The organism is Reyranella sp. CPCC 100927 (assembly GCF_007859315.1).
Lineage (GTDB): Bacteria > Pseudomonadota > Alphaproteobacteria > Reyranellales > Reyranellaceae > Vineibacter.
Genome location: NZ_VOHA01000001.1, coordinates 972,671 through 998,007 on the forward strand (window position 1 = coordinate 972,671; position 25,337 = coordinate 998,007).

The window sequence follows — 25,337 nt, forward strand, 5'->3', positions numbered from 1 at the left end:
CGCGCGGGCACGGCCGCTTGACAGGGCAACACGTTTACATAATATTCAACATTATGGTTGAATTATAGAGAGACACCCGATGCAGTCGGCCTTGGACCATACCTTGACGGCACTGGCCGATCCGACGCGGCGCGCGATCCTGCAACGGCTGTCGTCGGGCGAGGCCCGCGTGACGGACCTGGCGCAGCCCTTCGACATGTCGCTCAACGCGGTGTCCAAGCACATTCGCATGCTGGAGCGCGCGCGCCTGGTGCATCGCCGGCGGGAAGGACGCGAACATTTCCTGTCCTTCAATCCCAAGCCGCTCGACGAGGCAGCGGCCTGGATCGAAAAGCAGCGCGCCCTGTGGACGGCCCGCCTGGATACGCTGGAGGCGTTGCTGCAGGCGGAGGATCGCGCTGCGGCACAGACGCGCAAGAAGAGCGGAACCCGACGCGGGCACTAGCGCCGTCATTTCGAAGCTTTGAAGGAGCGACAGGATGGCCAGCCAAGCGGCGGTCGTTGCCCGTGTCACGCGGCGCTTCAGCGCGTCGGCGGAACGCGTTTTCGATGCCTGGCTCGACCCGGCCAAGGCTGGCACGTTCCTGTTCGCCACGGCGACAGGCACAATGGTGCGCGTGGATATCGACGCACGGATCGGTGGCAAGTTCGTCTTTGTCGATCGGCGTGACGGCAAGGACGTGCCGCACACTGGCGAGTATCTCGAGATCGACCGGCCACGCCGGCTGGTGTTCTCGCTTGCCGTCGAGATGTACGCGCAGGACATCGATCGCGTTGCCATCGACATCGTGCCGCTGGCCTCCGGTTGCGAGCTCACTCTGACCCACGAGATGCGCCCCGATTGGGCCGAGCACAGGGATCGTATCCAGGCCGGCTGGGGCGAGATCCTGGAAGGATTGGCCATCACGCTGGGAGAGAGCGAACCGTAGTCGGCCGCTGCCGTCATCCTTCGCTGCGCTCAGGACGACAGCAGCGGCCCGAGGATGAACAGCTCGAACCTGGAAGCGCGAGCCCCGATTTACGTCCGTCGCGCGTTCCACTCGTCGCGCGTGATCTCCCAGATCTCGGTGGGGAAGCGGCCGCCGACATAGTCGCGTTCGGTCAGCGCCACGCGCCGCATGCCCTGCTTCTCGGTGATGCGGCTGGAGGCCTGGTTGGGAACCGCCTTCGACGTGCGCAGGCGCGCGAAGCCCAGCGTGTTGAACCAGAAGTCCGTCGCGGCATCGGCGGCTTCGGTCATCAGTCCCCGGCCCTGATGCGCGGGATCGATCCAGAAGCCGCGGTTGTCCATCTCCTCGTTCTTGGGCGCCAGAAGGTGGATCAATCCGATCAATGCTGCGGGATCAGCTTTCAACCGCAGGCTCCACAGCCATTCGTCACCGCGCGCGATCGCGGGCAGGGCGACGTCTCGCAGGAACACCTCGGCACCGTCCGCCGGGTACGGCCACGGCACCCGCGGGTTGAGGTAGCGCACGATCTCCCACTGCGGGAACAGGTGCTGGATCGCCGTGGCATCGTCGACACCCAGCGGCAGAAGCAGAAGGCGATCCGTTTCGAGCCGCGGCGTCATGGCGACAGGCTATTTCAACAGACTGCCCAGCACCCCGCGCACGATCGAGCTGCCGATGCCGCCGCGGCCGAAAATGGCCTTGGACGCTTCGCGCACGACGACGTTGGTGACGGTGCGGGCCGCCGACTTGGTAACGGCATCCACGATGCTGTCGCTGCGGCGCGCCGGCGCGCGCGGTGGCGGCGCTTCCTCCGGCGGCAGTGAGCGGCGCAGGCGGGGTTGCGGGCGCGGGCCTGCGTCGTCGGTGGGTGGCTGCGGCGGCAGATCCCATTGCGGCTGCGGTGGTGTGCCCCAGGCGCCGCCGGGCGCCGTATCGGCCGGCGGCGGTGCGCCGTATTGGCCGCGACGTCGGGCGGGCGCGCTGGGCGGTGGTGCCCCGGCATCCTGGTGCTGGCCCGAACCGGCGCGACCCATCAGCACCTCGTAGGCCGAGTCGCGGTCGACGGCGCGGTCGTACTTGCCGGCCAGCGGGCTCGCCTTGATCACGGCCTGCCGCTCGGCGTCGCTGACCGGGCCGAGCCGTGACTGCGGCGGTGCCACCAGGCAGCGCTCGACCGGCGTCGGGGCGCCCTTGGTGTCGAGGAACGAGACCAGCGCTTCGCCGACGCCCAGTTCGACAATCGCTTCGGCGGCGTCGAACTTCTTGTTCTGACGGAACGTCTGGGCCGCGGTTTTCACCGCCTTTTGGTCCTTGGGCGTGAAGGCGCGCAGGGCGTGCTGCACGCGGTTGCTGAGCTGGCCCAACACGCTTTCGGGAATGTCGAGCGGATTCTGCGAAATGAAGTAGACGCCGATGCCTTTCGAGCGGATCAGGCGCACCACCTGCTCGATCTTGTCGATCAGCGCCTTGGGCGCGTCGTCGAACAGCAGGTGCGCCTCGTCGAAGAAGAACACGAATTTCGGCCGGTCGGTGTCGCCGACCTCGGGCATCACCTCGAACAGCTCCGACAGCAGCCACAGCAGGAACGTCGCGTAGAGCCGTGGGCTCTGCATCAGCTTGTCGGCCGCGAGGATGTTGACGCAGCCGATGCCGTTGGCATCGCGCGTGATCATGTCCTTCAGGTCCAGCGCCGGTTCGCCGAAGAATTGTTCACCACCCTGCTGCTCCAGCACTAGCAGCGCGCGCTGGATGGCACCGACGCTGGGCTTGCTGACGTTGCCGTACTCTGTCGTGAGCTGGGCGGCATTTTCTGCGCACCACTGCAGCATCGACGTCAGATCCTTGAAGTCGAGCAGCAGCAGGCCCTGCGCGTCGGCGACCTTGAAGACGATGTTCAGGACGCCTTCCTGCGTCGCATTGAGGTCCAGCAGCCGCGCCAGCAGCAGCGGACCCATCTCCGACACCGTGGTTCGGATCGGCTGGCCCTTTTCGCCGAACAGGTCCCAGTACATCACCGGAAACGCGCGGCCGGCATAGCCCTCGATCTTCAGCTGCTGGGCCCGCTCCACGGCCTTCGGGTTGTCGCCGCCCTTCTGCGACATGCCGGCCAGGTCGCCTTTGACGTCGGCCAGGAACACCGGCACGCCGTAGGCCGCGAAGCCCTCGGCCAGCGTCTGCAGGCTCACGGTCTTGCCGGTACCGGTGGCGCCGGCGATCAGGCCATGGCGATTGCCGTATTTCAGCAACAGGTCCTGATCAGCATCGCCTGCGCCGACGAATATCGACAGATCCTCGCTCATGGTGCCGTCCCGGACGTTGGTGCTTGTTCAATCGGATGCGGCGCATACTAAAGCACAAGAGGGCAGCGTCCCGCTATTGCGAGTCGCCGTGGCGGGATGCGTCGATGGTGATGATTACGGTTGATTCTCTAAGATCAGGCACGTGGTCGTGCCGTGGACGAGCAACCGCCCCTGCGCGTCCGTCAATCGTCCTTCGGCGGTGCCGGCACGCCGGCCGCGGCTCAACACCTGGCCTTCCGCCGTGATCAGCCCGGTGTCGACGGTGATCGGCCGGACGAAGGAGACCTTGAATTCCAGGGTCGTCTGACCCCAGCCGCGCGGCAATGTCGAGTGGACGGCAAGGCCCATGCAGGAATCCAGCAGCGTGGCTGAAAAACCACCGTGCACGGTCCCTGCAGGATTGAAGTGTGCCGCCGAAGGCCGCGCCCTGATCGTGACCCGGCCGTCGGCGGCCGACGCAATCCAGTAGCCGAGAGTCTCCGCCATGGCATTGTGCGGCAACCGACCATCGACAATGGCCTGCACAAAGTCCAGTCCGCTCAGGGCGCGCTGGTCCTCGGCGCTCACCACGCCATAGCGAAGAGTCTCGGGGCGTTCGGTCATGCTGTCTCCATCGCGTCAGGACTCTGCGGTCGAGCCCGCACGGCGGGCCAGGAACTCGACGACAAGCTGCCATGTGGCGCCCTCGTCGGCGGACGTCTCGCCACACCAGCGAAAGGCGTTCGTCGTGATGTCGCGGAAGCTCCAGCGGATGCGACGGCCGTCCGGCGCTGTCCCGAGCTGTACGATGTCGGCGCCGTCCTTGCGGCCGATCATCGACAGGTAGGTTTGCGTCACGGGATCGGTCCACTGGATATGCCAGGCATTGCGTGCCGGATCATAGACCCGCAACGTCGTGCCGTAGGAATTGGCGTTGGCGGCCGCATCGACCTGGCGTCCGGGCCCGCGCGGCGGGACGATCCAGACATCCTGGATGGCGCGCCCCTCGAGCGTCCATCCGAAATGCCATTCGCCGGGCCAATGGCGACGCGAGCCGTCGTCGCGGAAGCGGGTGACGTCGAGGTCCCAGGATCCGATGAGCCAACCGTACAGATCCATGTTGCCGGTGCGATCGATCGCCGGACCCTCGGCGTGCAGCGCGTCGAGAAAGGCGGGCAGAGGTGTTGTCATCTGACGCTCCCGTCGATCAGGCATGGGCCGGCTGGCGGTCCAGCGCCTGTTTGATGACGGATGCGCCGTGCGCCTGCATGGCGCCGATGGCAGGTGCCAGGGTGTCGGGCAGCAGGTCGATGAGCCAGACGAAGCGACAGCGATCGTCGCCATCGGTGAAAACCTGGGCCGATGCGCTGTAGTGGGTCGCCTGGCCGTCGACGATCGCATAGACGAGCCGGCGGTGCGTGTCGTCGATCGAGACCAGCAGCTCGCGTGCCGTCATGCCGTTGAAGAAGGTGATGACCCGGGCATCGCCGTCGGCGCGGCAATCGACGACGAAACCCGGCACCAGGCGCCGGTGCAGGGCGTGGAAGTCACGCAGGGCGGACCATACCGGTTCGACCGGTGCGTTGATCGATATCTCCTGACGCAGGGTGGCCATGGCACGTCTCCTGATGACAGGGACCGCGCGGTCGACACCGCCACTGTGCCGCGTATCGGCATGCGGTGCTCGCGGGATCCGGACGGCGTCACCCTAGGAGAGCCCCGTCGCATCGATCTTGAAGAATCTTGCGAATCTCGAGGTGCGCGGTTGTGCCGAACGCAAACGAGGGATCCAGGCTGTCCCTGGATCCCTCGTCTCAGCGGCAGAGCGGTTGCGTGTACCGGCTGCTCAGCCTTGCATGTAGTTGTTCAGATCGGGCGTCGCGATCGACGTGTCGACATAACCGAAGGTGCCCTTGTCCTTCACCTCTTGCGCGGCGCTGATCAGCCCGTTCATCGCAGCGCGATAGAGCGACGTGGCGAGGCTGATGCGGCGCACGCCGGCGGCCGAGAGGTCGGCGAGGGTGAACGACCTGCCCTTGATGCCGACCATGAAGTTGTAGGGCTTCGACAGCGCCGAGCACACCGCCTTCACGGCGGCGAGGTCGGGCAGGCCGGGCGCCATCAGCACGTCGGCGCCGGCTTTCTCGTAAGCCTGCAGGCGCTTGATGGTGTCATCGAGATTGGGATTGCCGCGCAGGAAGTTTTCCGATCGTGCCGTCAGCGTGAAAGCGAAGCCGAGCGACTTTGCCGCTTCCGCCGATGCCGCCACGCGCTCCACCGCCTGATTGAAATCGTAGAGCGGCCGATCCTTCTCGCCGGTCGCGTCCTCGATCGAGCAGCCGACAAGACCGGTTTCGGCGGCAAGCCGCACCGTCTCGGCGGCGAAGGATGGCGCATGGCCGAAACCGTTCTCCAGGTCGGCCGATACCGGGATGTCGACGGCGCCGGCAACGGCGCGGGCATGGGCCAATGCCTCCTCACGCTGCACCTTGCCGTCGCGCCGCCCCAGGGTGCCGGCGAAGGCACCGCTTGATGTCGCCAGGGCCTCGAAGCCGAGCCCGGCCAGGATGCGCGCCGAGCCGGCATCCCACGGGTTGGGCATGACGAATGCACTGGTCCCCAGGTGCAGGGCGCGGAAACGGTTGGCCTTGTCGCTTTGGCTCGCAGCCATAAGTCCCTCCTGGTCGTTCTGCCTGAACACCCTAGCGTTCAACCTCGCCGTTGCCGACGACCAATCCGCGCCAGCCGGGGAGGCCATTGGCGGATAGCCGACAACGGCCCCGGATCACATGTGCTCCGGTGTTCAACACGACAACCTTGCGTGAGGGTGCTGCTGGCGGGAATCGGACGCGGTCACCGCCTCCGACTGCCATCGCACGCGATCACGTCGATCCACAGATGAGTTGCACGCCGGCGTCCGCGGTGGCGCGCAGCGATGCCGCCGAATCGCCGGCACGCGATCGCAGCGCCAGCGTATGCAGCACGGCGGAGGCGATCTTGGCCAGCGCCGCGGGGTTGGCCGTGGCGGCAATCTCGCCGCGCGCCTGCGCGTGCCGCAGGCGGGCTTCGAACACGCGGTCGAACGTGCGCAGGCCCTCGCCGAGCTTGTTGCGCACATCAGGGTCGGCGACGGACTCCGTCGCGGCGGTGCCGATCAGGAAGCAGCCCAGCGCCGCATCGCCCGGGGGCTGATACAGCACCAGCGCCTGATCGTAGAGGCGCTTCAGCACCTTGCGCAGCGGCAGGTTGTTGTCCAGGACCTCTTCCATCAGCCGCCGTCCGGTCTCGATGTAGCGATCCAATGTCGCCAGGTAGAGCGCGCGCTTGTCGCCGAAGGCGCCGTAGAGACTCGGCCGGTTCATGCCGGTCGCGGCGCTCAGATCGTCCAGCGACGTGCCGGAGAACCCGGTGCGCCAGAAGGCATCGGTCGCCTGGGTCAGTGCCTGCTCCGGATCATAGGCCCGTGGCCGGCCACGCGGACGCTTTTCTGTTTTTTGTACCATCTGGAATAAAATCCATTGACTCATTCTATTTATGTTCAATACAGTACAAAAAATCAATACCCGGAGGACTGACGATGAATTTGTATTTCTCTCCCCTGGCCTGTTCGCTCGCGACCCGCATTGCCCTGTACGAAGTCGGCGCCGACGCGCAATTCACGTCTGTCGATACACATGCCAAGCGCGTCGAAGACGGATCGGACTTCCTCGCCGTCACCGCCATGGGCCAGGTGCCGGCCCTGCGCACGGACGAGGGGTTCGTGCTGACCGAGAATACGGCGGTGCTGCAGTACGTCGCCGATCGTTTCCCGGCGGCGCAGCTGGCCCCGTCGGCCGGGGCCGAACGGGCGCGCCTGCAACAGTGGCTCGGCTTCATCGGCACGGAATTGCACAAGGCCCTGTTCGTGCCGTTGCTCGACCCGACGGCACCGGCCGACGTCAAGACCTATGCGCGCGACAAGGCCGCGCTGCGTCTGGGTATCCTGCAGGATCATCTGGCGAAGCATGAATTCCTGCTCGATCGCTTCAGCGTGGCCGATGCGTATCTCGCCACCGTGCTCAACTGGGCCCAGTACAGCGGCGTCGACCTGGCGGCCTATCCGGCGGTGCACGACTACTATCAGCGCATGCTCAAGCGCCCGTCGATCGCCAAGGCGGTCAGCGAGGAGTTCGCTCTGTACCGGGCCCAGAAGGCACGGCAGACAGCGAAAGCCGCCGCCGCCAGCTGAGAACTATCCACCTTCTCCCCGCCTGCGCGCAGGGCTGTCCGGGGAAAAAGCCTTCATGGTGAGCTTGTCGAACCATGAAGGCCGTGCACGACGGTTGGTGCGGAACGCTTCATGGTTCGACAAGCTCACCATGAAGCGTTACTGCAGCGAAAAGTGCTAGATTTTGCCGGACACTTTCGCCGGACACCCCCTGCGCCTGCGCGGGGAGAAGGGATGAACGCCCTTACGCTCGGCGTGCCTCAGTGCACCAGTGGTGTCGCCAGCCGCGCTTCGAGGATTCGACGATCACCCCGCGCTGCCTGCTGAAAGCGGCGTGGGGGCATGCCGGCGGCACGGTGGAACGTGCGCACGAAGTTCGACAGGTCGGCGAAGCCGGCATCGAAGGCGACGTCGGTGACGGATTCCGCGCCGTCCGCCAGCAGACGAGCGGCGCGACGCAGCCGCGCGCGGATCAGGTACTGGTGCGGCGTGACGCCCAGCACGCGCGCGAACAGGCGCAGGAAGTGAAACGGACTGACGCCGGCCTCCCCAGCCGCGTGGTCGAGACTGATCGGCTGGTGGGCATGCCGGTCGATCCAGAGCGCGGCGTCCACGGCGCGGCGGCGATCGCGCGCTTTGACCGCCATCGGTTTTCGCTTCCGTCCGCCTGCCGTGCCGACGAAGCGCGCGGCGAACATCATGCCGACCTCGTTCAGGCCGGCATCGCTCTTGCCCTCGACAACGGCCTGCGCCAGTTCGCCCAGCACCATCAGGTCGGGCAGCGGCGGCAGGCAACCCGTCTGCCACACACGGCGCCCGTCGCCGATCGCCGCGACCAGCGCCGGCGTCAGCTGGAAGGACAGGCATTCATCGCCGCAGACATGATGGTCGTGCGTGCACATGAACTCGTCGCCGGGATGGCCGACCAGAACGGAGCCGGCCACCAACTCGAAGGTCTCGCCCCGCGTGCGGTAGCCGAAGCTGCCTTTGCGCACATAGGAGACCGAGAACGCCTCATGCACTTCGGCGAAAGGCGTGTCGGTCGGACAGGCTTCGCATCGGTAGTCGACAACGGTGAGCGCGTCGCCTTGGGATAGCGTCGTGGCCGCCATGGCTTCCTTCAGCGGTGCCTAACTATATATACGGTTATCTAGAAAGCAGGACCCGGTATGTCAACCTGCGGCGGGCGTCGTCGTTGCGTCACGCCGTCGAGAACCCGCGCCAGCGTGCGCACGCCCTTCTCGATCTCCTGGGGTGGCACCGATGCGAAGCCGAGCACGAGACCGGGCTTGATCCGGCCGATTGCGTAGAGCGACAGCGGGCGCGCTTCGATGCCCTGCTCGGCAGCGAGGCGCGATACCAGGCTGTCATCGGCGGTTTGCGGCAGCCACCCGATGGCATGCAATCCAGCTTGCGGACGCTCCATGGCGATCGCACCGGCGAGGTGGCGATCGACGGCATCCTTCAGCACCTGTCCGCGCTCGCCGTAGAGGACGCGCATGCGCCTGAGGTGTCGGCCGAAATGACCGGCCGCGATGAAATCGGCCAGGGCGGCCTGGAACACCACCGGCGGATGGACGTCGATGAAGCGTCGCGCCGCGGCGAACGTGTCGATCAGGTCACTGGGTACCACGAGATAACCCAACCGCAGGCCGGGGTAGAGCACCTTGCTGAAGCTGCCGATGTAGAGCACACGGTTGGCGTGATCGAGCGCCTGGAGCGCTTCGATCGGCCGGCCGGCGAAGCGGAACTCGCTGTCGTAGTCGTCTTCCAGGATCCAGGCGTTGGCGCGCGCTGCCCAGTCGAGCAGCGCCAGGCGGCGCGGCAGGCTCATCGTCACTGCCAGCGGAAACTGATTGGACGGCGTGACGAACACCAGCCGCGTCCCCGTCGGCGGCGCGTGGCGCCCCGACAGGACGAGCCCTTCGCGATCGACAGGCGCCGGGACGATGGTGGCGCCGGCACCCTTCAGGGCCCCGCGGATGCCGAGGTGCGACGGATTTTCGATGACGGCCGCATCGCCGGGATCCAGCAGCACACGGACGGCGAGATCGATCGCGCTCTGGGCGCCGGCCGTGATCAGCACCTGGTCGGCCGTGCAACGCACGCCGCGTGACACCGACAAATGGCCAGCGATGGCGACGCGCAGTCGTTTCAGGCCCCGTCCGTCGCGATAATCCAGGATCTCCGGCGATGCATGGCGTATGTGGCGCGACAGCAGCCGTGACCAGATCTGAAACGGCACGCTATCCAGTGCGGGCACGGCAACCCGAAAGGGGACACGCCATTGGCGCGGCGCCGTCCTCAGCTCAGGTCCGAACTTGTCCTCCGCCATGCGTTTGCCGCGCGTCGCGATGGTGCGTGGGCTGATGGCAGAGAGCGGTTGGGAACGGGCGCGGCGAGAACTGCTGGGGGCATGCAGCGCGCTCTCCGGTAGCTGACGGGCGACGCGCGTGCCGGCGCCGACCCGGCTCTCGAGATAGCCCTCGGCCAGCAGCTGCTCGTAGGCGGCCAGCACCGTTGCGCGCGAGAGGCCCAGTTCCGCCGCCAGCGCGCGCGTTGCCGGAAGGCGTGCGCCGCGGCGCAGCGCGCCCGTGAGGACGGCCGCCCGCAGCCGCTCGTAGATCTGCAGGTGCAGCGGAACGCGAGACCGTCGGTCGAGCGTGAGCGCCGGAATGTCGATGGATCGGGCTGTCTTGACGATGGCGATCCTCCAAAATGGTCTGCCTTTCTTCTGAAGAAGTGGCCATATCGACAATACCATATTGATATCAGAGTCGCCGGACCAACTGACTTGCGGAGGTACTGCAATGGTGGAACGGCGCGCAGACCTGGGCCTCGATCCGGCTGACAAGGCGGCGCAGCGCAGGATGTGGGACGGCTGGTGGTACGACCGGTTCGAGATCCCGCACGCCGTGCCGCCGCAAGCGCGGCGGCTCGACCTGGAGATGGGTGGCGAGCGATTTGGCGCTGTCCTGCTGGATCACGTCGCGCCCCGGACGTGCCAGGCCTTCTGGGATGCCTTGCCCTATGCCGGCACCATGATCCACTGCGCCTGGTTCGGGCACGCCGCGTTCTATCTCGACCGCATACCGCTGCTGGAAACGCTGGGCTACGCGTTGGAGAACCGCTTCCAGCGGCTGGCACCCGGCGACATGGTGTGGGATCCCTACATCGAGGAAGTCACGATTGCCTATGGACGCAACGCGTTCGTGAACTTTCCGACGACGATCTACACCAAGGATGGGCGGCCGCACCCCAACCAGGTCTGCATCTTCGGTCGGGTGGTCGACAACCTCGACGGCTTCGCGGTGATGTGCAAGCGGCTGCGCTACGAAGGCACCAAACAGATGACGACGCGCCGTCGCAGCGCAGCCGACCCGACGTGATTCAGGCGGCCGGTGCCAGCACGAAGCCGGCGCGCGGGAAGTGCACGACCACGGTGCCGAGCCGTTCGTCGGCGCGGCGCACGGCGATTTCATAGGCGTTGAGCGTCACCAGCTCGCCGCCCACCGGCACCTTGCCCGTATCGTCGGGAGTCACCAGCACCGGGGTGCCTGCCTTCAGGCCGCTGGGATCGCCGGCGTCCACGCCGGCCGGCATGTCGGGCTCGCTGCGCTCGGCGACATCGAGCGCCTCGCCCGGCGCCATGTCGGTCGGTTGGCCGTGGCCGAAACGCTCCATGCGCTGGGCCCAGGCCATGACCTGGGGCAGCTTGTCGAACGGCGATGTCGAGGCGCCCAGGCGCTTCAGCACGAACCACACCGGGTTGTAGACCGCCACGTCGGCCATCGACGGCTGTCCGCCCAGCAGAAAGGCGCGGCCATCGACCAGCATGCTCTCGACATGCGCCAGCCCGGCATAGGTCTGGTCGCGGCCCACCGGCACCATGGCCTTCATGCGTGAAGGATCGACCGGCCGGCCCGAGAAGGCACTGCGATCCTTGTGGAAGGCTTCGGGCAGCGTGTCGGCGAGCGTGCCCATGACGATGCCGACGGCGGACCAGAACAGGGTGCGGTCGGCCCAGTAGGCCAGGGCCTCGGCGACGCCCTCATGGCCGGCCGGCGTCAGCGACCGCTCGGGGAAGCGCTTCTGCAGTTCGCGCAGGATGATCTGGGTGTCGCAATAGATGTCGGCGCCGATCTGCAGCACGGGCGTGCGGCGATAACCGCCGGTCAGCGGCATCAGGTCGGGCTTGGGCATGATCACGGGGATTTCGACCGAGCGCCAGGCGAGGTTCTTCAGCCCGAACACGATCCGCACCTTCTCGGAGAAGGGCGAGGTCGGATAGTGATGCAGGATGATCTCGGCCATGGTGTCTCCCCGTTTTGTGGCGCCCAGAAAATAGCCGGCTGATTGCGTCGGCTAAAGAGATTGTAACGCTGCGCGTACCGATGATCTGGTCAGTCGTCGAAACCGACGAACACCGTCGCCTCGGCCACCGTTTTGCGGTGGGACACGACGGCGTTGGCCGGGAAGCTTTCATCCGGCCAGCCCAGGGCGACGCTTTTCATGATGACTTGATCATCGGCAATGCCGGCGTACTGGCGAACCACCGGTGATTGCATGATCCCCTGGCTGTTGATCACGGCACCCAGCCCGCGAGACCAGGCGGCATTGACCAGGGCGGTCGTCACGGCGCCGCAGTCGAAGGGCGTGTCATCGCTGCCGTCCAGCACGCGGTCATAGGTCACGATCACGCAGACCGGTGCGTCGAACTGACGGAATCCGCGCATCACCCAGTCCTGGCGCATTTCCTTGTCGTCGCGTGCGATCCCCATTGCGGCGAACAATTGTTTGGCGACGCCAACCTGCCGATCGCGGTGCTGACCTGTAAAACCCTGTCCTGTGCGGAACTCGCGCGAATGGGGGATGCCCGCCAGATTCCTCTCGGTGTTGCCGGCGCGGATGCGGTCCAGCGGCTCGCCGGTGATGACGTAGAAGTTCCAGGGTTGTGTGTTCATCGACGACGGCGCGCGCATCGCCAACCCGATGATTTCCTCGATCAGGGCCCTGGGAACGGGATCGGGTTTGTAGCCACGGATGCTTCGGCGGCCGAGGATGACGTCGTCAAACTGCATAGGTGGGTTCTAAGATGATTGGCCCCGCTTGACCAGACGCTGTCGGCTGGCAGTGAAGAGCGGGGCGGTGATGTTCATGGGGCGAGCGGATGCTTGCAGGATTGACCCTGTTGCGCCGAAGGCGTTCTATGCCCACATATCGGATCTTTGGAGAACGACATGGCCGCTTCGCCGGATTCGGCCGTTGCCAATACCAAGACGCTGGTGCTGACTGGCGCCAGCCGCGGCATTGGCCACGCCACGGTCAAACGCTTCGGCATGGCCGGTTGGCGCATCATTACCATTTCGCGACAGCCGTTCAGTGCGCTGTGCCCGTGGCCGGGCGGCGGCGAGAACCATGTTCAACTCGACCTGGCCGACCCGGTCGATGTCGGCCGTGGCATTGAGCAGATCAAGGCGCGGCTGAAAGGTGGCCGGCTCGACGCGCTGGTCAACAATGCCGCCATCTCGCCCAAGGGCGCCGAAGGTGCGCGCCTGGGGGCCGCCGATACGCCGTTCGACCTGTGGCATCAGGTCTTTAACGTCAATTTCTTTGCGCCGGTCATGCTGGCACGTGGTCTGATCCAAGAACTGGCCGCCGCCAAGGGCTGCGTCGTCAATGTCACCTCGATCGCCGGCTCGCGGGTACACCCCTTCGCGGGTACAGCCTACGCGACGTCCAAGGCTGCGCTGGCGACGCTGACGCGTGAGATGGCACATGATTTCGGCCCGCTGGGCATCCGCGTCAACGCCATCGCACCGGGCGAGATCGATACCGCCATCCTGTCGCCCGGCACGGAAAAGATCGTGGCCGAGCAAATCCCCATGCGGCGACTGGGGACAACCGACGAGGTCGCCGACGTGATCCACTTCCTGTGCGACGGGCATTCGTCTTATGTCACCGGCGCCGAGGTCCAGATCAACGGTGGCCAGCACGTCTAGCGACCAGAATTCGCACCCTCTTGAAGCCAGAGCCGCAGCGCCGTAAAGCCGGCGACGACTGACGGCGTCGACTTCAAAAAAGGAGCTGAGGGTGACGAAACTGTTCAATCGACGGCACGCGCTGGCGCTCGGCGTCGGCGGTGCGGCTGCACTGGCAGGCGGCGGCGTACAGGCTCAGGCGTGGCCCGCCAAGCCGATCCGGTGGATCGTGCCGTACACGCCGGGCGGCATCACCGACTCCACCACCCGCATCGTCACCGAGCGCCTGACGTCGGCACTGGGCCAGAACATCATCGTCGAGAACCGGCCCGGCGCCAATTCGCTGATCGGCGCCGAGGCGGCAGCGAAGTCCACGCCCGACGGCTACACGATCCTGACTGTCATTGCCGGCCACGCGGCCAATGCCACGCTCTATGCCGGCAAACTGTCGTTCGATCCGGTGAAGAGCTTTGCGCCGGTATCGCTGATGGGGATCGCGCCGCTCATTCTCACGGCCAATAACGACTTCGCGCCCAAGGACGTGAAGCAGCTCATCGACTACGCCAAGGCCAATCCCGGCAAGATTTCCTACGGCTCGTCCGGTGTCGGTGCCGCCGCGCACCTGACGACCGAGCTGTTCAAGCAGACCGTCGGTGTCGAGATGACGCATGTGCCCTACCGCGGCACGGCACCGGCGCTGCAGGACCTGATCGGCGGCAGCATCCAGATCCTGATCGACGCGCCATCGTCGATGATGCCGCAGGTGCGTGCCGGCAAGGTCCGGGCGCTCGCCATGCTGTCGAAGGAGCGGCTGGAAGCGGCCAAGGAGGTCCCGACCATCGTCGAGGCGGGTGGACCGCTGCTGGAGTCGTCGACCTGGATGATGGCCTTGGCGCCGGCCGGCACGCCGGGAGACATCGTCGATCGGCTGTCGAAGGAAGTCGCGCGGGTCGTCGCGCTGCCCGAGGTCAAGGAGCGCTTCACCGGCATGGGCATCATCCCCAGCGGCTACGATCCGGCCCGCACCGGCCAGTTCCTCGCCGAGGAGGTCGCCCGCTGGGCCAAGGTCATCCAGACCGCCGGCGTCAAGCCGGAGCAGTGACGCTCATTGTCATGACCGCTTGCGCTATCGATCCTCGACCTGGCGCACGATGCGGTGAACCTCGGCCGGCGTGAACACCGGCAGCGAGCACACGCCGTTGGCGCAGGCGAAGGCGGCCGCCTGCGGCAACTCGGGATAGTCGACATCGGGGTTGGGCAGTGGTCCTTCCCCCCGGTCCCACCACTCGATGCGCAGGTAGCGTGTCGGGTAACGTCGTGCCGCAGCGTGGAGCGCCTGGGCCTCCGGGTCGTCCTTGGCGCCGACGATCGTGACATGCGCCGGCTCGCGCGCCAGTTCGTCGTCGGCCAGCAGCGCGCCCGGCAGCACCATGTCGTTGCGGGCCAGCGCCACCAGCCACGCCATGCCGTGTTCGGCGGCGGCGCGCAGCGTCGCGTCGGCCGTGTAGCGATTCAGCAGGTTGAGAAAGCGCACGGCGGCGACGTTCTCGTCGATCTGCTTCACCGGCTTGCGCAACACACCGATGGCGTTGGCATCGGGCTGGCGAACGACAAACCCGCCGTCGCCGTCGCGAAAGCCGCCGTTGATGGCGTGTGCTGCCTCCAGCGCCAGGACGAGCCAGCGCCGATCGCCCGTCGAGCGATGGAGCGCCAGTGCCGCCTCGCCGATGGCCAGGGTGTCGCCCAGATGCACGTCGTCATCGGCGGCGCGGGCGTGGCCGAAGCCGCCATTGGGCGCCCGACGATGGGCAATGGCCCAGTCGACGGCGCGCGTGGCGGCGTCGAGATAGTCGCGCTCGCCCGTCACGTCGTAGAGCGCGGCGAGGGCAGCCGCAGCCCAGCCGCTCTCGCGCGCATAGAGGTTGCGGTCGATGCGCGGTTCGCGGAGCTGGCGGCGGCCGGCGTCGTCGAGTGCGTAGAAGATCTTGCCCGTGACCGCGCGGTCAACGTCGGCGTCCTGGCTGACGTAGAACCCGCCGTCCGGGGCGCGCATGCGCTCGATCAGCCAGCGTGCGATGGCGCGGCCCGCGGCGAGGGCGGCGGGATCGCCGGTGATCTGGTGGGCCAGCACGTAGCTGCGCAGCGCATCGCGCTGGATGTTCATCAGCTTCTCGAAGTGCGGCGAGGACCAGTCCGCGGCGTCGGAGTACTGGTACATGCCGCCCCACACCGGGTCGATCAGCCACGCGGCGCCGGCCAGCGTGCGGCGCGCCATGTCGGCGTAGGTCGCCGGGTCTGCCTGGCGCCGCAGCGGTCGGCTGCGCATCAGCGCGTATTCGACCGTATCGCCATGGATGAAGCGATGCATGGTGCCGAAACCGCCGTGCAGGGCGTCGTAGGCAGCGCCATAGAGCTCGTCGAGCTTCTCGCGTGTGGTCGCATCCAGTGCATGCGCGCCGTGGCGTGCCTGGGCGTCGAGGCCTGATGCCGGCAGGGCGGACGGGTCCTCGATCACGGCCACCAGCAGCTTGGCGAACAGCTCGGGCGGCAGGTATCCCTGGCGCCTGAAGATCTCGTTGCCGTCCTTGTCGAACATGATGGTGGCCGGCCATCCCCAGTTCTCGTAGCGATAGGAGAGCTCGGGATGCGCGTCCTGGTCGACCCGCACGGGGATGAATTTCGCGCCGATCAGCTTCAGGACGGCCGGGTCGCGATAGGTCGTGTCCTCCATCACATGGCACCAGTGGCACCACACGGCCGCCATGTGCAGGATGATGTAGCGGTCCTCGCGCCCGGCGCGCGCGAACACGTCAGCCGTCCAGTCCTGCCAGCCGATGGGGTGGTCCTTGGCCTCGTCGGCCTGCGCCGGGCCGCCCAGCGATGCGGCCAGCACAAGAACGCCGAACAGTGCGCGCAACCGGTACATGGCCTGCCTCGCCGATGGTGTCTGTCCGGATACGCCGCCGGCGGCGGAATGGAGCCGCTGTCACGGCCAGTTGAAGGGTCGTGACAGCCCGGCATCCATGCGGCAGGGCGCGGCTTGCGCGGTGCGGTCGGAGAGCGTAGGAAAGCCGCTCGCCCGGGGACCGTTCTCGCCGGTCCGAGGGGAAATTCTGGAGAAGGGACAATGGGTTACAGAATCGCCATCGTCGGCGCGACGGGCAATGTCGGCCGCGAACTCCTCAACATCCTCGACGAACGCAACTTCCCGGCCGATGACGTCATCGCGCTGGCGTCGGCGCGGTCGGTGGGCAAAGAGGTGTCGTTTGGCGAGAAAACCATCCTCAAAGTCCACGACCTCGAGAAATTCGACTTCAAGGGCATCGACATCGTGCTGTCGTCGCCGGGCGCCAAGGTGTCGGCGGTGCACAGCCCACGGGCGGCCAAGGCCGGCGCGGTGGTGATCGACAACACCTCGCAGTTCCGCATGGATCCGGACGTGCCGCTGGTCGTGCCGGAGGTGAATGCGCACGCCATCGCCGGCTGGACCAAGAAGGGCATCATCGCCAACCCCAACTGCTCGACCATGCAGATGGTGGTGGCCCTGAAGCCGCTGCACGACGCCGCTGTCATCAAGCGCGTCGTGGTGTCGACCTACCAGTCGACGTCGGGCGCCGGCAAGGAGGCGATGGACGAGCTGTTCGGCCAGACCAAGGCGATCTACGTCAACGATCCCATCGAGGCGAAGCGCTTCACCAAGCAGATCGCCTTCAACGTCATTCCGCACATCGACGTCTTCATGGACGACGGCTCGACCAAGGAAGAGTGGAAGATGGTGGCCGAGACCAAGAAGATCCTCGACCCGCGCATCAAGGTCACGGCCACGTGCGTGCGTGTCCCGGTGTTCATCGGCCACTCCGAGGCGGTCAACCTCGAGCTCGAGCGGCCGCTCGACGAGACCGAGGCGCGGGCGATCCTGGGGAAGGCCCCCGGTGTGGTGGTCGTCGACCGCCGCGAGGACGGTGGCTACATCACGCCGGTCGAGACCGCCGGCGATGATGGCGTCTATGTCAGCCGCATCCGGACCGATCCGACGGTCGAGAACGGTCTGAACCTCTGGATCGTCAGCGACAACCTGCGCAAGGGCGCGGCGCTGAACGCCGTGCAGATCGCCGAGGCCATGATCAAGGGACAGCACCTCAAGGCTGCCGCTTAAAGTTTGCCTGGGAGCGGGCGTCTCGCCCGCGCTCCCTGAAAAGAAACCCCCGGCGTCCGTGGCGCCGGGGCTTTTCTTTGCGGTCGCGGCTGTTGCCATTCTCCGTCCGGGCGGTGAGGATTGGTCCCATGGTCCAGGAGAATGACAATGACCGAGGTGAGGATCGGTGCCGCCACGGTGAGCCGCATCGAGGAGAGCTACGAACCCAATTTCGACGCCGCGACGTTCTTTGCCGATTGGCATCCTGATATCGTCGAGACGCACCGCGATTGGATGGTGTCGGATCACTTCGATCCGGCCAGCGGTTTCCTGAAGCTCAGCGTGCACAGCTGGCTGATCAGCATCGGCGGCCGTACCATCCTGATCGACGCCTGTGTCGGCAACCACAAGCCGCGACCGGCGCGCCCGAAGTGGCACCAGATGCAGACCCGCTATCTCGAGCGCATGGCCGAGGCCGGCGTGCAGCCGGAGCAGATCGACATGGTGATGTGCACGCACCTGCACATGGACCACGTTGGCTGGAACACGCGGCTCGACAACGGCCGCTGGGTGCCGACGTTCCCTAACGCGCGCTATGTCTTCAGCCAGGCCGACTACGACCACTACCTGGCGCTCGATCGCGATCCTGAAAAGGGACCGGTCAACCACGGCTCGTTCCGCGACAGCGTGCTGCCGGTGGTCGATGCCGGCCTGGCGCAGATGGTGAGCGGCGCCCATACGGTCGACGAGCATCTGTCGATCGAGCCGGCGCCCGGCCATACGCCCGGCACGGTCGCCATCAATCTCGCCTCGCGCGGCGAACGCGCGGTCTTCTGCGGCGATATCCTGCATCATGCGGTGCAGGTCTTTCACCCTGAATGGAACAGCTTCGCCTGCGCCGACGCCGCCAACGCCCGCAAGAGCCGTCGGCGGGTGCTGGAGGATTGCGCCGGCTCGGGCGCGCTGCTGATGCCGGCGCATTTCGGTGCACCGTTCGTGTGCCACATCGATGAACGCGGCAGCCGCTTCACGCCGCGCTTTGCGTAACGCAGAGGTCGGACCTTGGGTGCTTCGACGTTGAGCGGGACGGCTGCCGCCACGCGGCGCGACGTCGAACAACCGGCATACCTGCATGTGAGGGATCGGCTCGTTGCTCACATGCGGGAGAGTGGTCTGACGCCGGACAGCCGTCTGCCGACCGAGCGCGCGCTGGCGGAGACTCTGGGCGTGGCGCGCACGACGATCCGGCAGGCGATGCTGTACCTTGAAGGCGAGGGCCGGATCCTGCGCACGCGGCGGGGCAAGCGCGGCTGGTTCGTGGCGCCGCCGCCGCTGCGTTATGATCCGACCCGTCACCGCAACACATACCGCAATGTCCTGGAGCAGGGACGCAGGCCGTCGGTCGAGACGCTCGATCTGGCCATGATCGCTGCCGATGCCGTGCTGGCGCGCCTGTTCGCCGTCCCCGTCGGCATCGATCTCTTGCGCAAGCGGAGCATCGTTCTGATCGATGATCGCCGGGTGTGCGCCGAACAGAACTATCTGCTGGCCGAGGCTTTCCCCGGTTTTCTCGAACGTCCCTTCCGCAGTCCGCTGACGACGTTCCTCGAAAAGGAGTACGGCACGGTTGTCCGTCAGGTCGGTTTCCGGGCACGCGCCGCCCGCCTGTCGGGTGCCGAAGCCGAGGCCTTGGACGTCGTGCCGGATACGCCCGGTTTGCGCATCACGCGCGTCAAGACCGACGCCGCCGGGCGCATCGTGCATGTCGATGAGGAAGCCTGGATCGCCTCGGCAATCGAACTGTCCGTCGGCATCCCGATCGACTGAAGGGCGGCGTCACGAGGCTGTTATAAAGTTGGTCCATACCAAGTGGATATCCATCCACGCGGGAGGGCCCGATGAGCATCATCCGATTTGGCTGCGCGGCTCTGGCTCTGGCTCTGACGATTGGCGCCGCCCAGGCGCAGCAACGCGACCTCGTCGTCGCCGTCACCAGCCTGCCGAAGCATCTCGACCCGATGGGCGCCAATTCCAACGACAACGAGCGTGTGTCGCAGAACGTCGTTGAAAACCTGATCATGTACGACTTCGCGACCGGCAAGCTCGAACCGGGACTCGCGACGGCGTGGCGCATGATCGACGCCACGACGATGGAACTCGACATTCGCCGCGATGTGAAATGCCACAACGGCGAAGACTTCACGGCCGACGATGTCGCCGTGATGTTCGGGCCGGCCCGCTACAACGCCGAGGGCGCCCCCGGCCACGCCATCGCCCGCTCGTTCCTGGGACTCATCACCGATGTCGAGGCCACGGGCGCGCACACCGTGCGCATCAGGACGCGACAGCCTGACCCGCTGCTGGAACTGCGGCTTGCCAGCTGGATGGGCCAGGTGCCGTGCGCCGACGCCTACCGGGCAGCCGGGAGCTGGGATCGCTGGGGGCAGAGCGTGGTGGGCACGGGGCCGTTCAAGGTGGACACCGTGAAGCAAGGGCAGTTCGTTCGCTTCGCGGCCTTCGACGGTTACTGGGGTGAGAAACCGGCGGCGCGTTCCTTTACCTTGAAGCTGGTGCCGGAAACGGCGGCGCGTGTCGCCGGCCTGCTCGCCGGCGAGTTCCACATTATCACCGAGATCGCCCCCGATCAGTTCAGGCCGATCGAGGCCAGTGCGGCCGCCGAAGTGGTCGGCGGTCCGATCCGCAGCATCCGGGCGCTGGTCTACGACAGCCGGCATCCGATCCTGAAGGATGCGCGCGTGCGGCGCGCCCTGAACCTGGCGATCGATCGCAAGCTGATCGCCGATGCGATCTTCGCATCCCGCACGCCCGTGCCGCAGGGCCTGCAACAAGCCAGCTTCGGTGACATGTTCATCGCCGATCACGTGGCGACCGGATACGACCCGGCCCGGGCGCGCACGCTCCTCGCCGAGGCCGGCTACAAGGGCGGTGAGATTCCCTATCGTTACCTGAAGGATTACTACACGGGTGAAGTCGCCACGGCCCAGATCCTGCAGCAGATGTGGAAGGCCGTCGGCGTCAACGTGAAGCTCGAGCTGGTCGACAATTTCAACCAGGTCATCGCCGACGGCGGCGGCATCTCCAACATTTCTAATGCGGCCTATTATCCCGATCCGCTGGGCCAATTGTTCCGCCTTTATGGTCGCGGTGGCCTGATTCCGACCCGCAAGCAGTGGAGCAGCGCCGACTTCGATGCCACCGAAGCCGGTCTGCTGAGCCTCGACAAGAGCGAACGCCAGGCAGCGGCGCGGCGGGCGCTCGTGATCTATGAAAACGATCCGCCCGGTACGTATCTGCACGAACTGCCGATGTTCTACGGCAAGCGCAAATCCGTGACGTGGATGGCCAACGATACGGCCTTCATGGATTTCCGCGCTGGCGGCCTGCGTTCGTTCTGACCGCGTGCATCAGGGCCGCCCCTGTCATGGCCGCCATCCTTGTTCGTAAGCTCGGGCGGGCCGCGCTGACGGTCTTCCTGCTGATCACCTTCACCTTCGTCGTCCTGCGCCTGTCGGGCGATCCGTCGTTCCACGTGCTCGGGGTCGATGTCGACCAGGCGGCGCGCGATCAGTTCCGCGCGCGCTGGGGACTCGATGCGTCGATCCTGACGCAGTATGGCGCGTATCTTGCCGGCATCACCGGCGGCGACTTCGGACGATCGTTCGTCGGCGCGCGGCCGGCGCTCGATGTGGTCCTGGAGCGCGTGCCGGCCACGCTGTCGCTCATGGGATTGGCGATCGGCTTGGCGATCGCCATCGGCATCCCGGCCGGCGTCGTGGCCGCCGTCTACCGCAACCGCTCGATCGACCGCCTGTTGATCGCCGTGACGGCCGTCGGCTTCTGCATCCCCACGTTCGTGACCGGCATCACGCTGATCCTGGTTTTTGGCGCATTCCTGCAGGTCCTGCCGACATCCGGCGGCGGCACGATCGCCCATTACGTCATGCCCGTCGCCACGATCGCCTTGGCCGACGCGGCGATCTTTGCCCGCTTCACCCGCTCGGCGATGCTCGATGTTCTGCGGCAACCCTATATCCGCGCCGCGATGGCGCGCGGCGGTTCGTACGCCTATGTCGTTCGCCACCATGCGCTTCCCAACGCGGCGCTGCCGCTGGTGACGATCGCGGGCCTGATCCTCGGTTCCGTCATCGTGGGCGCAACCATCACGGAAAACGTGTTTGCCTGGCCGGGGATCGGCCGCTTGCTGGTGGCGTCCGTTGTCAGTCGCGATGTTGCGGTGGTGCAGACCATCGTGATCCTGGCCGGCCTTTCGATGGTCGTCACCAATCTTGCGGTCGATCTGCTCTACATCTGGCTCGACCCGCGCATTCGCACACGGGCCGATCGATGAATCGCCAGTCGATGTCATGGCTGGTGGGTGCGTGCGCGCTGTGGGTTGTCGCCATGGTGCTGGTGGCCGGCCTGGCGGCGGTGCTCTATCCCGACGGCCACGAGGCGATGGACCTGCAGGCGCGCCTGGCGCCGCCCCTCTTCATGGGCGGCAGCGCGGCGCATCCGCTGGGTACGGACGATCTCGGGCGCGACCTGTTGGCGCGGCTGATCTATTCGATCCGCCTGACGATCGTCGTCGCCATCGCGGCCACGGTCATCGGCGCTGCCATCGGCACGATCATCGGGCTGACGGCTGCTGTGGCCGGCGGCGCCGTCGATGACGGGTTGATGGTGATCGTCGATTTCCAGGCCTCGCTGCCCTACCTGCTGATGGTGATCGCGATCCTGGCCGCGGCCGGCAACAGCTTTCCGCTGTTCATCGTCATGCTCGGCCTGCACGGCTGGGAGCGCTATGGTCGGTTGGCGCGCGGCCTGGCGCTGTCGACCCAGGAACTGGACTATGTCCGCGCCGCGCGCGCGTTGGGTCTGGCGCCGATCCGCATCGCCACGCACCACGTCTTGCCCAACATCGCCAGCGCCCTGATCGTGAACGCCACGCTGGCCTTCCCGCAGACCGTCCTGTTCGAAAGCTCGCTCTCGTTCCTGGGACTGGGCGTGCAGCCGCCGGCAACGAGCCTGGGCAGCATGGTCGGCTTCGGTCGCGACTACCTGATCACGGCCTGGTGGATCGCAGCCGTGCCGGCGGCCATCATCTTCTGCACGTCGCTGGCATTCAGCATCTTGGGCGACTGGTTGCGCGACCGACTTGACCCAACACTCGCCCGCAAGCACCGCTCATGACCGACATCAACCTCGTCGACCGTCTGTCGCGTTTTGCCCGCGTGGACCTGTGCCATCTGCCCACGCCGCTGGAGCCGATGGCGGGCCTCGGCCGGCATCTGGGCGCCCGGCTGTTCATCAAGCGCGACGATGCGACGGGCCTGGCGATGGGCGGCAACAAGGCGCGCAAGCTCGAGTTCGAACTGGGCCGCTGGATTGCCGATGACGCCATCGACACCATCGTGACCGTTGGCGCCGTGCAGTCGAACCACGCCCGGCAGACCGCGGCGGCCGCGGCGCGGCTAGGTCTTCGATGCGAACTGCTGCTGGAGGACCGCCAGCCGGCGTCGGCGGACAGCGCCTACCGCCGGTCCGGCAACGTCCTGCTCGATCACCTGCTCGGCGCCGCCATGACCGTGGTGCCAGCCGATGGTTCGCTCGAAACCAGGGCGCGCGATCGCGTGGCGGCACTGCGCACCGAAGGACGCCGCGCCGTCTACATTCCCGGCGGTGCGTCGACCGCCTTCGGTGCGATCGGTTACGTCCTCTGTGCCGCCGAACTCGCGGCACAATGCCGGACGATGGGCGTCCGGCCGCGCCATGTCGTCCACGCCACGGGCAGCGGCGCGACCCAGGCTGGTCTGGTGACGGGATTGAAGCTGCTGGGGATGGACGTGCGCGTGTGGGGCATTTGCCACGGACCGCCGCCATCGAAGGTCGATCGCATCCGGGCGCGTGTCGAAGACCTGGAGCGGGCCCTGCACATCGCTCAGGTCGTGGATCCGGCGGTCGATCTGGTGACCGTCGGCGACTACATCGGGGATGGCTACGGTGTGCCGACCGACGCCATGCGCGAGGCGTTGGCGCTGGTGGCGCGCCTGGACGGAATCCTGCTCGACCCCGTGTACACGGGCAAGGCGATGGCCGGGCTGATCGATCTGATCAGAACGGGCCGGATCCCGGCGGACGAGGATGTGATCTTCATACACACCGGCGGTGCGCCTGGCCTGTTTGCCTATCCGGACAGCCTGGGCTGATTAACTGCCGCCCAGGCCCATGCCGCCGGAGACGCCCAGCGTCTCGCCGGTGATGAAACCCGCGTCGTCGGACGCCAGGAACGCCACCGCCGCCGCCACCTCGTCGGGCGTGCCCAGGCGCTTCACCAGGGTGGCCTCGACCATCGCCGCCAGCAGCTTGTCGCCGCCGCGCGCCACGCCGGCGCGCAGCAGCGGCGTGTCGATCGGTCCGGGGGCGATGCAGTTCACCGTGATGCCGAAGCGCGCATTCTCGCGCGCGATCGACTTGCTGAAGGCGATGACGCCACCCTTGGCCGCGGCGTAAACGGCGCCGCCCTTGGATCCGACCCGGGCCGCTTCCGAGACGATGTTGACGATGCGGCCGTGACGCGCTGCCTGCATGCCCGGCAGGGCGCCGTGCACGGTGGCCAGCACCGACAGGAGATTGACGCCCATCAGCCGCTGCCAGTCATCCGCCGTCGTGCTGGTGAAGAAGGCGTGCTGGTCGACGCCGGCATTGTTGACCAGAATGGCGAACGGTCCGGTATCGGCGATCGCCTGTTCGACCCGCGCGCTATCGCTCACGTCAAGCGCGACGGCGCGGCCGCCGATCTCCGTGGCCAGCGCGTCGGCGCCGCTGGCGTCGATATCCGCCACGATCACCTCGGCGCCCAGCGTGGCAAGCCGGCGCGCGATGGCGGCGCCGATTCCCTTCGCGGCACCGGTCACGAATGCGCGGCGGCCTGTGAGGTCGCTCATTGTCAGGCGCCGGTGAACATTGGCTTGCGGCGCTCGATCACGGCCGCCAGGCCTTCACGCGCATCGGCGGTACCGGCGAGTTCCGAGACCGTGCGCGCTTCCTCCGACAGGCACGATTCCATGCCCATCGCCATGCCGCTGCGCAGCAGCCGCTTGGTCGCCGCCAGGGCCCGGGGTGCGCCCTGGGCCAGCTCCAGGGCCAGGGTCCGTGCCGCCTCGGCCAGCGCGGCGTCGGGCACGACCTGGTTGACCAGCCCGAGGTCCAGCGCGTCGCGCGCATTGATGATCGGGTTTCTCAGCAGGATCTCGGTGGCCTTGCGCAAGCCGACCAGCCGCGCCAGCGTGACGGAGACGCCGGCATCGGGTGCCATCGCCACGCGCGTGGCGCCGGCCAGGAACTTCGCGCTCTCGGCGGCGATCACCAGGTCGGCGGCGCACACCAGGCCGAAGCCGCCGCCACCCGCCGCGAAGCCCTGCACGGCCACCACGACGGGCGCCTGCAGCCGCGACAGGGAAAGCACGGCATCCTGCAGATAGGCGGTGGCGCGGCGGACGTAGTGCGGCAGCGCTGTACCCTCCGCGGCAAACGCCCGCACGTCGCCGCCGGCACAGAAATTGGCGCCTTCGCCGGTCAGCAGCAGGACGCGCACGTCAGGTTCGCCGTGGCATATCATGATGGCGTCGTAGAGCGCCTTGAGCAGCTCCACGCTCATGCCGTTGGCGGCGTCCGGCCGGTTCAGCCGCAGGTGGGCGACGCCGCCCTCGAGGCTCAACAGGACGAGTCCGTCGGCGATCAACGTCTTGGCAGTCTGGCTCACGT

27 protein-coding genes are annotated in these 25,337 nt (G+C 66.8%); 13 read left to right on the top strand and 14 right to left on the bottom strand.

What is annotated here, in order from left to right; genetic code table 11:
- Positions 1-79 precede the first annotated feature (79 nt).
- Both FQU96_RS04390 and FQU96_RS04395 read left to right on the top strand, forming a co-directional pair.
- The gene (locus FQU96_RS04390) at positions 80-445 is read left to right on the top strand and encodes a helix-turn-helix transcriptional regulator (protein WP_146539595.1); all 366 of its coding nucleotides are present in this window, start codon (positions 80-82) and stop codon (positions 443-445) included.
- Positions 446-479: 34 nt separating this feature from the next.
- Positions 480-929 (top strand): SRPBCC domain-containing protein, encoded by a 450-nt coding sequence (locus FQU96_RS04395; protein ID WP_146539596.1) that lies wholly within the window; start codon positions 480-482, stop codon positions 927-929.
- 89 nt (positions 930-1,018) lie between these two features.
- On the opposite strand, the gene FQU96_RS04400 is transcribed toward FQU96_RS04395, so the two are convergent.
- From FQU96_RS04400 to FQU96_RS04430, 7 genes are all read right to left on the bottom strand, one after another.
- A complete protein-coding gene (locus FQU96_RS04400; protein ID WP_146539597.1) occupies positions 1,019-1,570 on the bottom strand; it encodes a GNAT family N-acetyltransferase in 552 nt (183 codons plus the stop codon).
- Between the two features lie 9 nt (positions 1,571-1,579).
- Positions 1,580-3,250: a helicase HerA-like domain-containing protein gene (locus tag FQU96_RS04405; RefSeq protein ID WP_146539598.1), complete on the bottom strand. Its 1,671-nt coding sequence runs from the start codon at positions 3,248-3,250 to the stop codon at positions 1,580-1,582.
- A gap of 114 nt (positions 3,251-3,364) precedes the next feature.
- Entirely contained in the window at positions 3,365-3,853 is a 489-nt protein-coding gene (locus tag FQU96_RS04410) for a PaaI family thioesterase (protein ID WP_146539599.1), read from the bottom strand.
- A gap of 15 nt (positions 3,854-3,868) precedes the next feature.
- Positions 3,869-4,420 carry a hypothetical protein gene (locus FQU96_RS04415; protein ID WP_146539600.1) on the bottom strand — a complete coding sequence of 184 codons (552 nt, stop codon included), beginning with the start codon at positions 4,418-4,420 and terminating at the stop codon, positions 3,869-3,871.
- A 16-nt stretch (positions 4,421-4,436) separates the two neighbouring features.
- A complete protein-coding gene (locus FQU96_RS04420) occupies positions 4,437-4,844 on the bottom strand; it encodes an SRPBCC family protein (RefSeq protein WP_146539601.1) in 408 nt (135 codons plus the stop codon).
- 231 nt (positions 4,845-5,075) lie between these two features.
- Complete coding sequence (locus FQU96_RS04425) at positions 5,076-5,900, bottom strand: oxaloacetate decarboxylase (RefSeq protein ID WP_146539602.1); 825 nt, start codon at positions 5,898-5,900, stop codon at positions 5,076-5,078.
- Positions 5,901-6,111: 211 nt separating this feature from the next.
- Positions 6,112-6,732: a TetR/AcrR family transcriptional regulator gene (locus tag FQU96_RS04430; RefSeq protein WP_146539603.1), complete on the bottom strand. Its 621-nt coding sequence runs from the start codon at positions 6,730-6,732 to the stop codon at positions 6,112-6,114.
- A gap of 74 nt (positions 6,733-6,806) precedes the next feature.
- Between FQU96_RS04430 and FQU96_RS04435 the strand changes: the two genes are divergently transcribed.
- A complete protein-coding gene (locus FQU96_RS04435; protein ID WP_146539604.1) occupies positions 6,807-7,457 on the top strand; it encodes a glutathione binding-like protein in 651 nt (216 codons plus the stop codon).
- Positions 7,458-7,696: 239 nt separating this feature from the next.
- Here FQU96_RS04435 and FQU96_RS04440 read toward each other — a convergent pair whose 3' ends face one another.
- The gene (locus FQU96_RS04440; RefSeq protein ID WP_146539605.1) at positions 7,697-8,548 is read right to left on the bottom strand and encodes an AraC family transcriptional regulator; all 852 of its coding nucleotides are present in this window, start codon (positions 8,546-8,548) and stop codon (positions 7,697-7,699) included.
- Positions 8,549-8,586: 38 nt separating this feature from the next.
- Complete coding sequence (locus FQU96_RS04445; protein ID WP_146539606.1) at positions 8,587-10,200, bottom strand: PLP-dependent aminotransferase family protein; 1,614 nt, start codon at positions 10,198-10,200, stop codon at positions 8,587-8,589.
- Positions 10,201-10,246: 46 nt separating this feature from the next.
- Between FQU96_RS04445 and FQU96_RS04450 the strand changes: the two genes are divergently transcribed.
- Positions 10,247-10,825 carry a DUF3830 family protein gene (locus FQU96_RS04450; protein ID WP_146539607.1) on the top strand — a complete coding sequence of 193 codons (579 nt, stop codon included), beginning with the start codon at positions 10,247-10,249 and terminating at the stop codon, positions 10,823-10,825.
- A gap of 1 nt (position 10,826) precedes the next feature.
- Here FQU96_RS04450 and FQU96_RS04455 read toward each other — a convergent pair whose 3' ends face one another.
- Both FQU96_RS04455 and FQU96_RS04460 read right to left on the bottom strand, forming a co-directional pair.
- Complete coding sequence (locus FQU96_RS04455) at positions 10,827-11,750, bottom strand: glutathione S-transferase family protein (RefSeq protein WP_146539608.1); 924 nt, start codon at positions 11,748-11,750, stop codon at positions 10,827-10,829.
- A gap of 89 nt (positions 11,751-11,839) precedes the next feature.
- Entirely contained in the window at positions 11,840-12,517 is a 678-nt protein-coding gene (locus tag FQU96_RS04460; protein WP_146539609.1) for a nitroreductase, read from the bottom strand.
- A 159-nt stretch (positions 12,518-12,676) separates the two neighbouring features.
- Between FQU96_RS04460 and FQU96_RS04465 the strand changes: the two genes are divergently transcribed.
- Positions 12,677-13,438 carry an SDR family NAD(P)-dependent oxidoreductase gene (locus tag FQU96_RS04465; RefSeq protein WP_146539610.1) on the top strand — a complete coding sequence of 254 codons (762 nt, stop codon included), beginning with the start codon at positions 12,677-12,679 and terminating at the stop codon, positions 13,436-13,438.
- Between the two features lie 91 nt (positions 13,439-13,529).
- The gene (locus FQU96_RS04470) at positions 13,530-14,519 is read left to right on the top strand and encodes a tripartite tricarboxylate transporter substrate binding protein (protein WP_218574592.1); all 990 of its coding nucleotides are present in this window, start codon (positions 13,530-13,532) and stop codon (positions 14,517-14,519) included.
- 24 nt (positions 14,520-14,543) lie between these two features.
- Here the strand turns inward: FQU96_RS04470 and FQU96_RS04475 are convergent, their stop codons facing one another.
- The gene (locus tag FQU96_RS04475; protein ID WP_146539611.1) at positions 14,544-16,343 is read right to left on the bottom strand and encodes a DUF255 domain-containing protein; all 1,800 of its coding nucleotides are present in this window, start codon (positions 16,341-16,343) and stop codon (positions 14,544-14,546) included.
- A 201-nt stretch (positions 16,344-16,544) separates the two neighbouring features.
- On the opposite strand from FQU96_RS04475, the gene FQU96_RS04480 reads away from it, so the two are divergent.
- From FQU96_RS04480 to FQU96_RS04510, 7 genes are all read left to right on the top strand, one after another.
- Complete coding sequence (locus FQU96_RS04480) at positions 16,545-17,573, top strand: aspartate-semialdehyde dehydrogenase (RefSeq protein WP_146539612.1); 1,029 nt, start codon at positions 16,545-16,547, stop codon at positions 17,571-17,573.
- Positions 17,574-17,720: 147 nt separating this feature from the next.
- Positions 17,721-18,599, top strand: coding sequence for an MBL fold metallo-hydrolase (locus tag FQU96_RS04485; RefSeq protein ID WP_178130307.1), 879 nt, complete (start codon positions 17,721-17,723; stop codon positions 18,597-18,599).
- Positions 18,600-18,686: 87 nt separating this feature from the next.
- Positions 18,687-19,379: a GntR family transcriptional regulator gene (locus tag FQU96_RS04490; RefSeq protein ID WP_255467876.1), complete on the top strand. Its 693-nt coding sequence runs from the start codon at positions 18,687-18,689 to the stop codon at positions 19,377-19,379.
- Positions 19,380-19,450: 71 nt separating this feature from the next.
- Positions 19,451-20,968 carry an ABC transporter substrate-binding protein gene (locus FQU96_RS04495; RefSeq protein ID WP_146539615.1) on the top strand — a complete coding sequence of 506 codons (1,518 nt, stop codon included), beginning with the start codon at positions 19,451-19,453 and terminating at the stop codon, positions 20,966-20,968.
- Between the two features lie 26 nt (positions 20,969-20,994).
- The gene (locus FQU96_RS04500; protein WP_146539616.1) at positions 20,995-21,921 is read left to right on the top strand and encodes an ABC transporter permease; all 927 of its coding nucleotides are present in this window, start codon (positions 20,995-20,997) and stop codon (positions 21,919-21,921) included.
- Positions 21,918-22,763 (top strand): ABC transporter permease, encoded by an 846-nt coding sequence (locus FQU96_RS04505; RefSeq protein ID WP_146539617.1) that lies wholly within the window; start codon positions 21,918-21,920, stop codon positions 22,761-22,763. The genes FQU96_RS04500 and FQU96_RS04505 overlap by 4 nt, the downstream gene beginning before the upstream one ends.
- The gene (locus tag FQU96_RS04510) at positions 22,760-23,779 is read left to right on the top strand and encodes a D-cysteine desulfhydrase family protein (protein ID WP_146539618.1); all 1,020 of its coding nucleotides are present in this window, start codon (positions 22,760-22,762) and stop codon (positions 23,777-23,779) included. The genes FQU96_RS04505 and FQU96_RS04510 overlap by 4 nt, the downstream gene beginning before the upstream one ends.
- On the opposite strand, the gene FQU96_RS04515 is transcribed toward FQU96_RS04510, so the two are convergent.
- Positions 23,780-24,517 (bottom strand): SDR family NAD(P)-dependent oxidoreductase, encoded by a 738-nt coding sequence (locus tag FQU96_RS04515; RefSeq protein ID WP_146539619.1) that lies wholly within the window; start codon positions 24,515-24,517, stop codon positions 23,780-23,782.
- A gap of 2 nt (positions 24,518-24,519) precedes the next feature.
- Positions 24,520-25,335 (bottom strand): enoyl-CoA hydratase/isomerase family protein, encoded by an 816-nt coding sequence (locus FQU96_RS04520; RefSeq protein WP_255467843.1) that lies wholly within the window; start codon positions 25,333-25,335, stop codon positions 24,520-24,522.
- Positions 25,336-25,337: the final 2 nt, after the last annotated feature.

Excerpts from the sequence above, each read along its gene's own strand:
- FQU96_RS04390 (WP_146539595.1), top strand. The coding sequence starts at position 80 with ATGCAGTCGGCCTTGGACCATACCTTGACGGCACTGGCCGATCCGACG.
- FQU96_RS04395 (WP_146539596.1), top strand. The coding sequence starts at position 480 with ATGGCCAGCCAAGCGGCGGTCGTTGCCCGTGTCACGCGGCGCTTCAGC.
- FQU96_RS04400 (WP_146539597.1), bottom strand. The coding sequence starts at position 1,570 with ATGACGCCGCGGCTCGAAACGGATCGCCTTCTGCTTCTGCCGCTGGGT.
- FQU96_RS04405 (WP_146539598.1), bottom strand. The coding sequence starts at position 3,250 with ATGAGCGAGGATCTGTCGATATTCGTCGGCGCAGGCGATGCTGATCAG.
- FQU96_RS04410 (WP_146539599.1), bottom strand. The coding sequence starts at position 3,853 with ATGACCGAACGCCCCGAGACTCTTCGCTATGGCGTGGTGAGCGCCGAG.
- FQU96_RS04415 (WP_146539600.1), bottom strand. The coding sequence starts at position 4,420 with ATGACAACACCTCTGCCCGCCTTTCTCGACGCGCTGCACGCCGAGGGT.
- FQU96_RS04420 (WP_146539601.1), bottom strand. The coding sequence starts at position 4,844 with ATGGCCACCCTGCGTCAGGAGATATCGATCAACGCACCGGTCGAACCG.
- FQU96_RS04425 (WP_146539602.1), bottom strand. The coding sequence starts at position 5,900 with ATGGCTGCGAGCCAAAGCGACAAGGCCAACCGTTTCCGCGCCCTGCAC.
- FQU96_RS04430 (WP_146539603.1), bottom strand. The coding sequence starts at position 6,732 with ATGGTACAAAAAACAGAAAAGCGTCCGCGTGGCCGGCCACGGGCCTAT.
- FQU96_RS04435 (WP_146539604.1), top strand. The coding sequence starts at position 6,807 with ATGAATTTGTATTTCTCTCCCCTGGCCTGTTCGCTCGCGACCCGCATT.
- FQU96_RS04440 (WP_146539605.1), bottom strand. The coding sequence starts at position 8,548 with ATGGCGGCCACGACGCTATCCCAAGGCGACGCGCTCACCGTTGTCGAC.
- FQU96_RS04445 (WP_146539606.1), bottom strand. The coding sequence starts at position 10,200 with ATGGTATTGTCGATATGGCCACTTCTTCAGAAGAAAGGCAGACCATTT.
- FQU96_RS04450 (WP_146539607.1), top strand. The coding sequence starts at position 10,247 with ATGGTGGAACGGCGCGCAGACCTGGGCCTCGATCCGGCTGACAAGGCG.
- FQU96_RS04455 (WP_146539608.1), bottom strand. The coding sequence starts at position 11,750 with ATGGCCGAGATCATCCTGCATCACTATCCGACCTCGCCCTTCTCCGAG.
- FQU96_RS04460 (WP_146539609.1), bottom strand. The coding sequence starts at position 12,517 with ATGCAGTTTGACGACGTCATCCTCGGCCGCCGAAGCATCCGTGGCTAC.
- FQU96_RS04465 (WP_146539610.1), top strand. The coding sequence starts at position 12,677 with ATGGCCGCTTCGCCGGATTCGGCCGTTGCCAATACCAAGACGCTGGTG.
- FQU96_RS04475 (WP_146539611.1), bottom strand. The coding sequence starts at position 16,343 with ATGTACCGGTTGCGCGCACTGTTCGGCGTTCTTGTGCTGGCCGCATCG.
- FQU96_RS04480 (WP_146539612.1), top strand. The coding sequence starts at position 16,545 with ATGGGTTACAGAATCGCCATCGTCGGCGCGACGGGCAATGTCGGCCGC.
- FQU96_RS04485 (WP_178130307.1), top strand. The coding sequence starts at position 17,721 with ATGACCGAGGTGAGGATCGGTGCCGCCACGGTGAGCCGCATCGAGGAG.
- FQU96_RS04495 (WP_146539615.1), top strand. The coding sequence starts at position 19,451 with ATGAGCATCATCCGATTTGGCTGCGCGGCTCTGGCTCTGGCTCTGACG.
- FQU96_RS04500 (WP_146539616.1), top strand. The coding sequence starts at position 20,995 with ATGGCCGCCATCCTTGTTCGTAAGCTCGGGCGGGCCGCGCTGACGGTC.
- FQU96_RS04505 (WP_146539617.1), top strand. The coding sequence starts at position 21,918 with ATGAATCGCCAGTCGATGTCATGGCTGGTGGGTGCGTGCGCGCTGTGG.
- FQU96_RS04510 (WP_146539618.1), top strand. The coding sequence starts at position 22,760 with ATGACCGACATCAACCTCGTCGACCGTCTGTCGCGTTTTGCCCGCGTG.
- FQU96_RS04515 (WP_146539619.1), bottom strand. The coding sequence starts at position 24,517 with ATGAGCGACCTCACAGGCCGCCGCGCATTCGTGACCGGTGCCGCGAAG.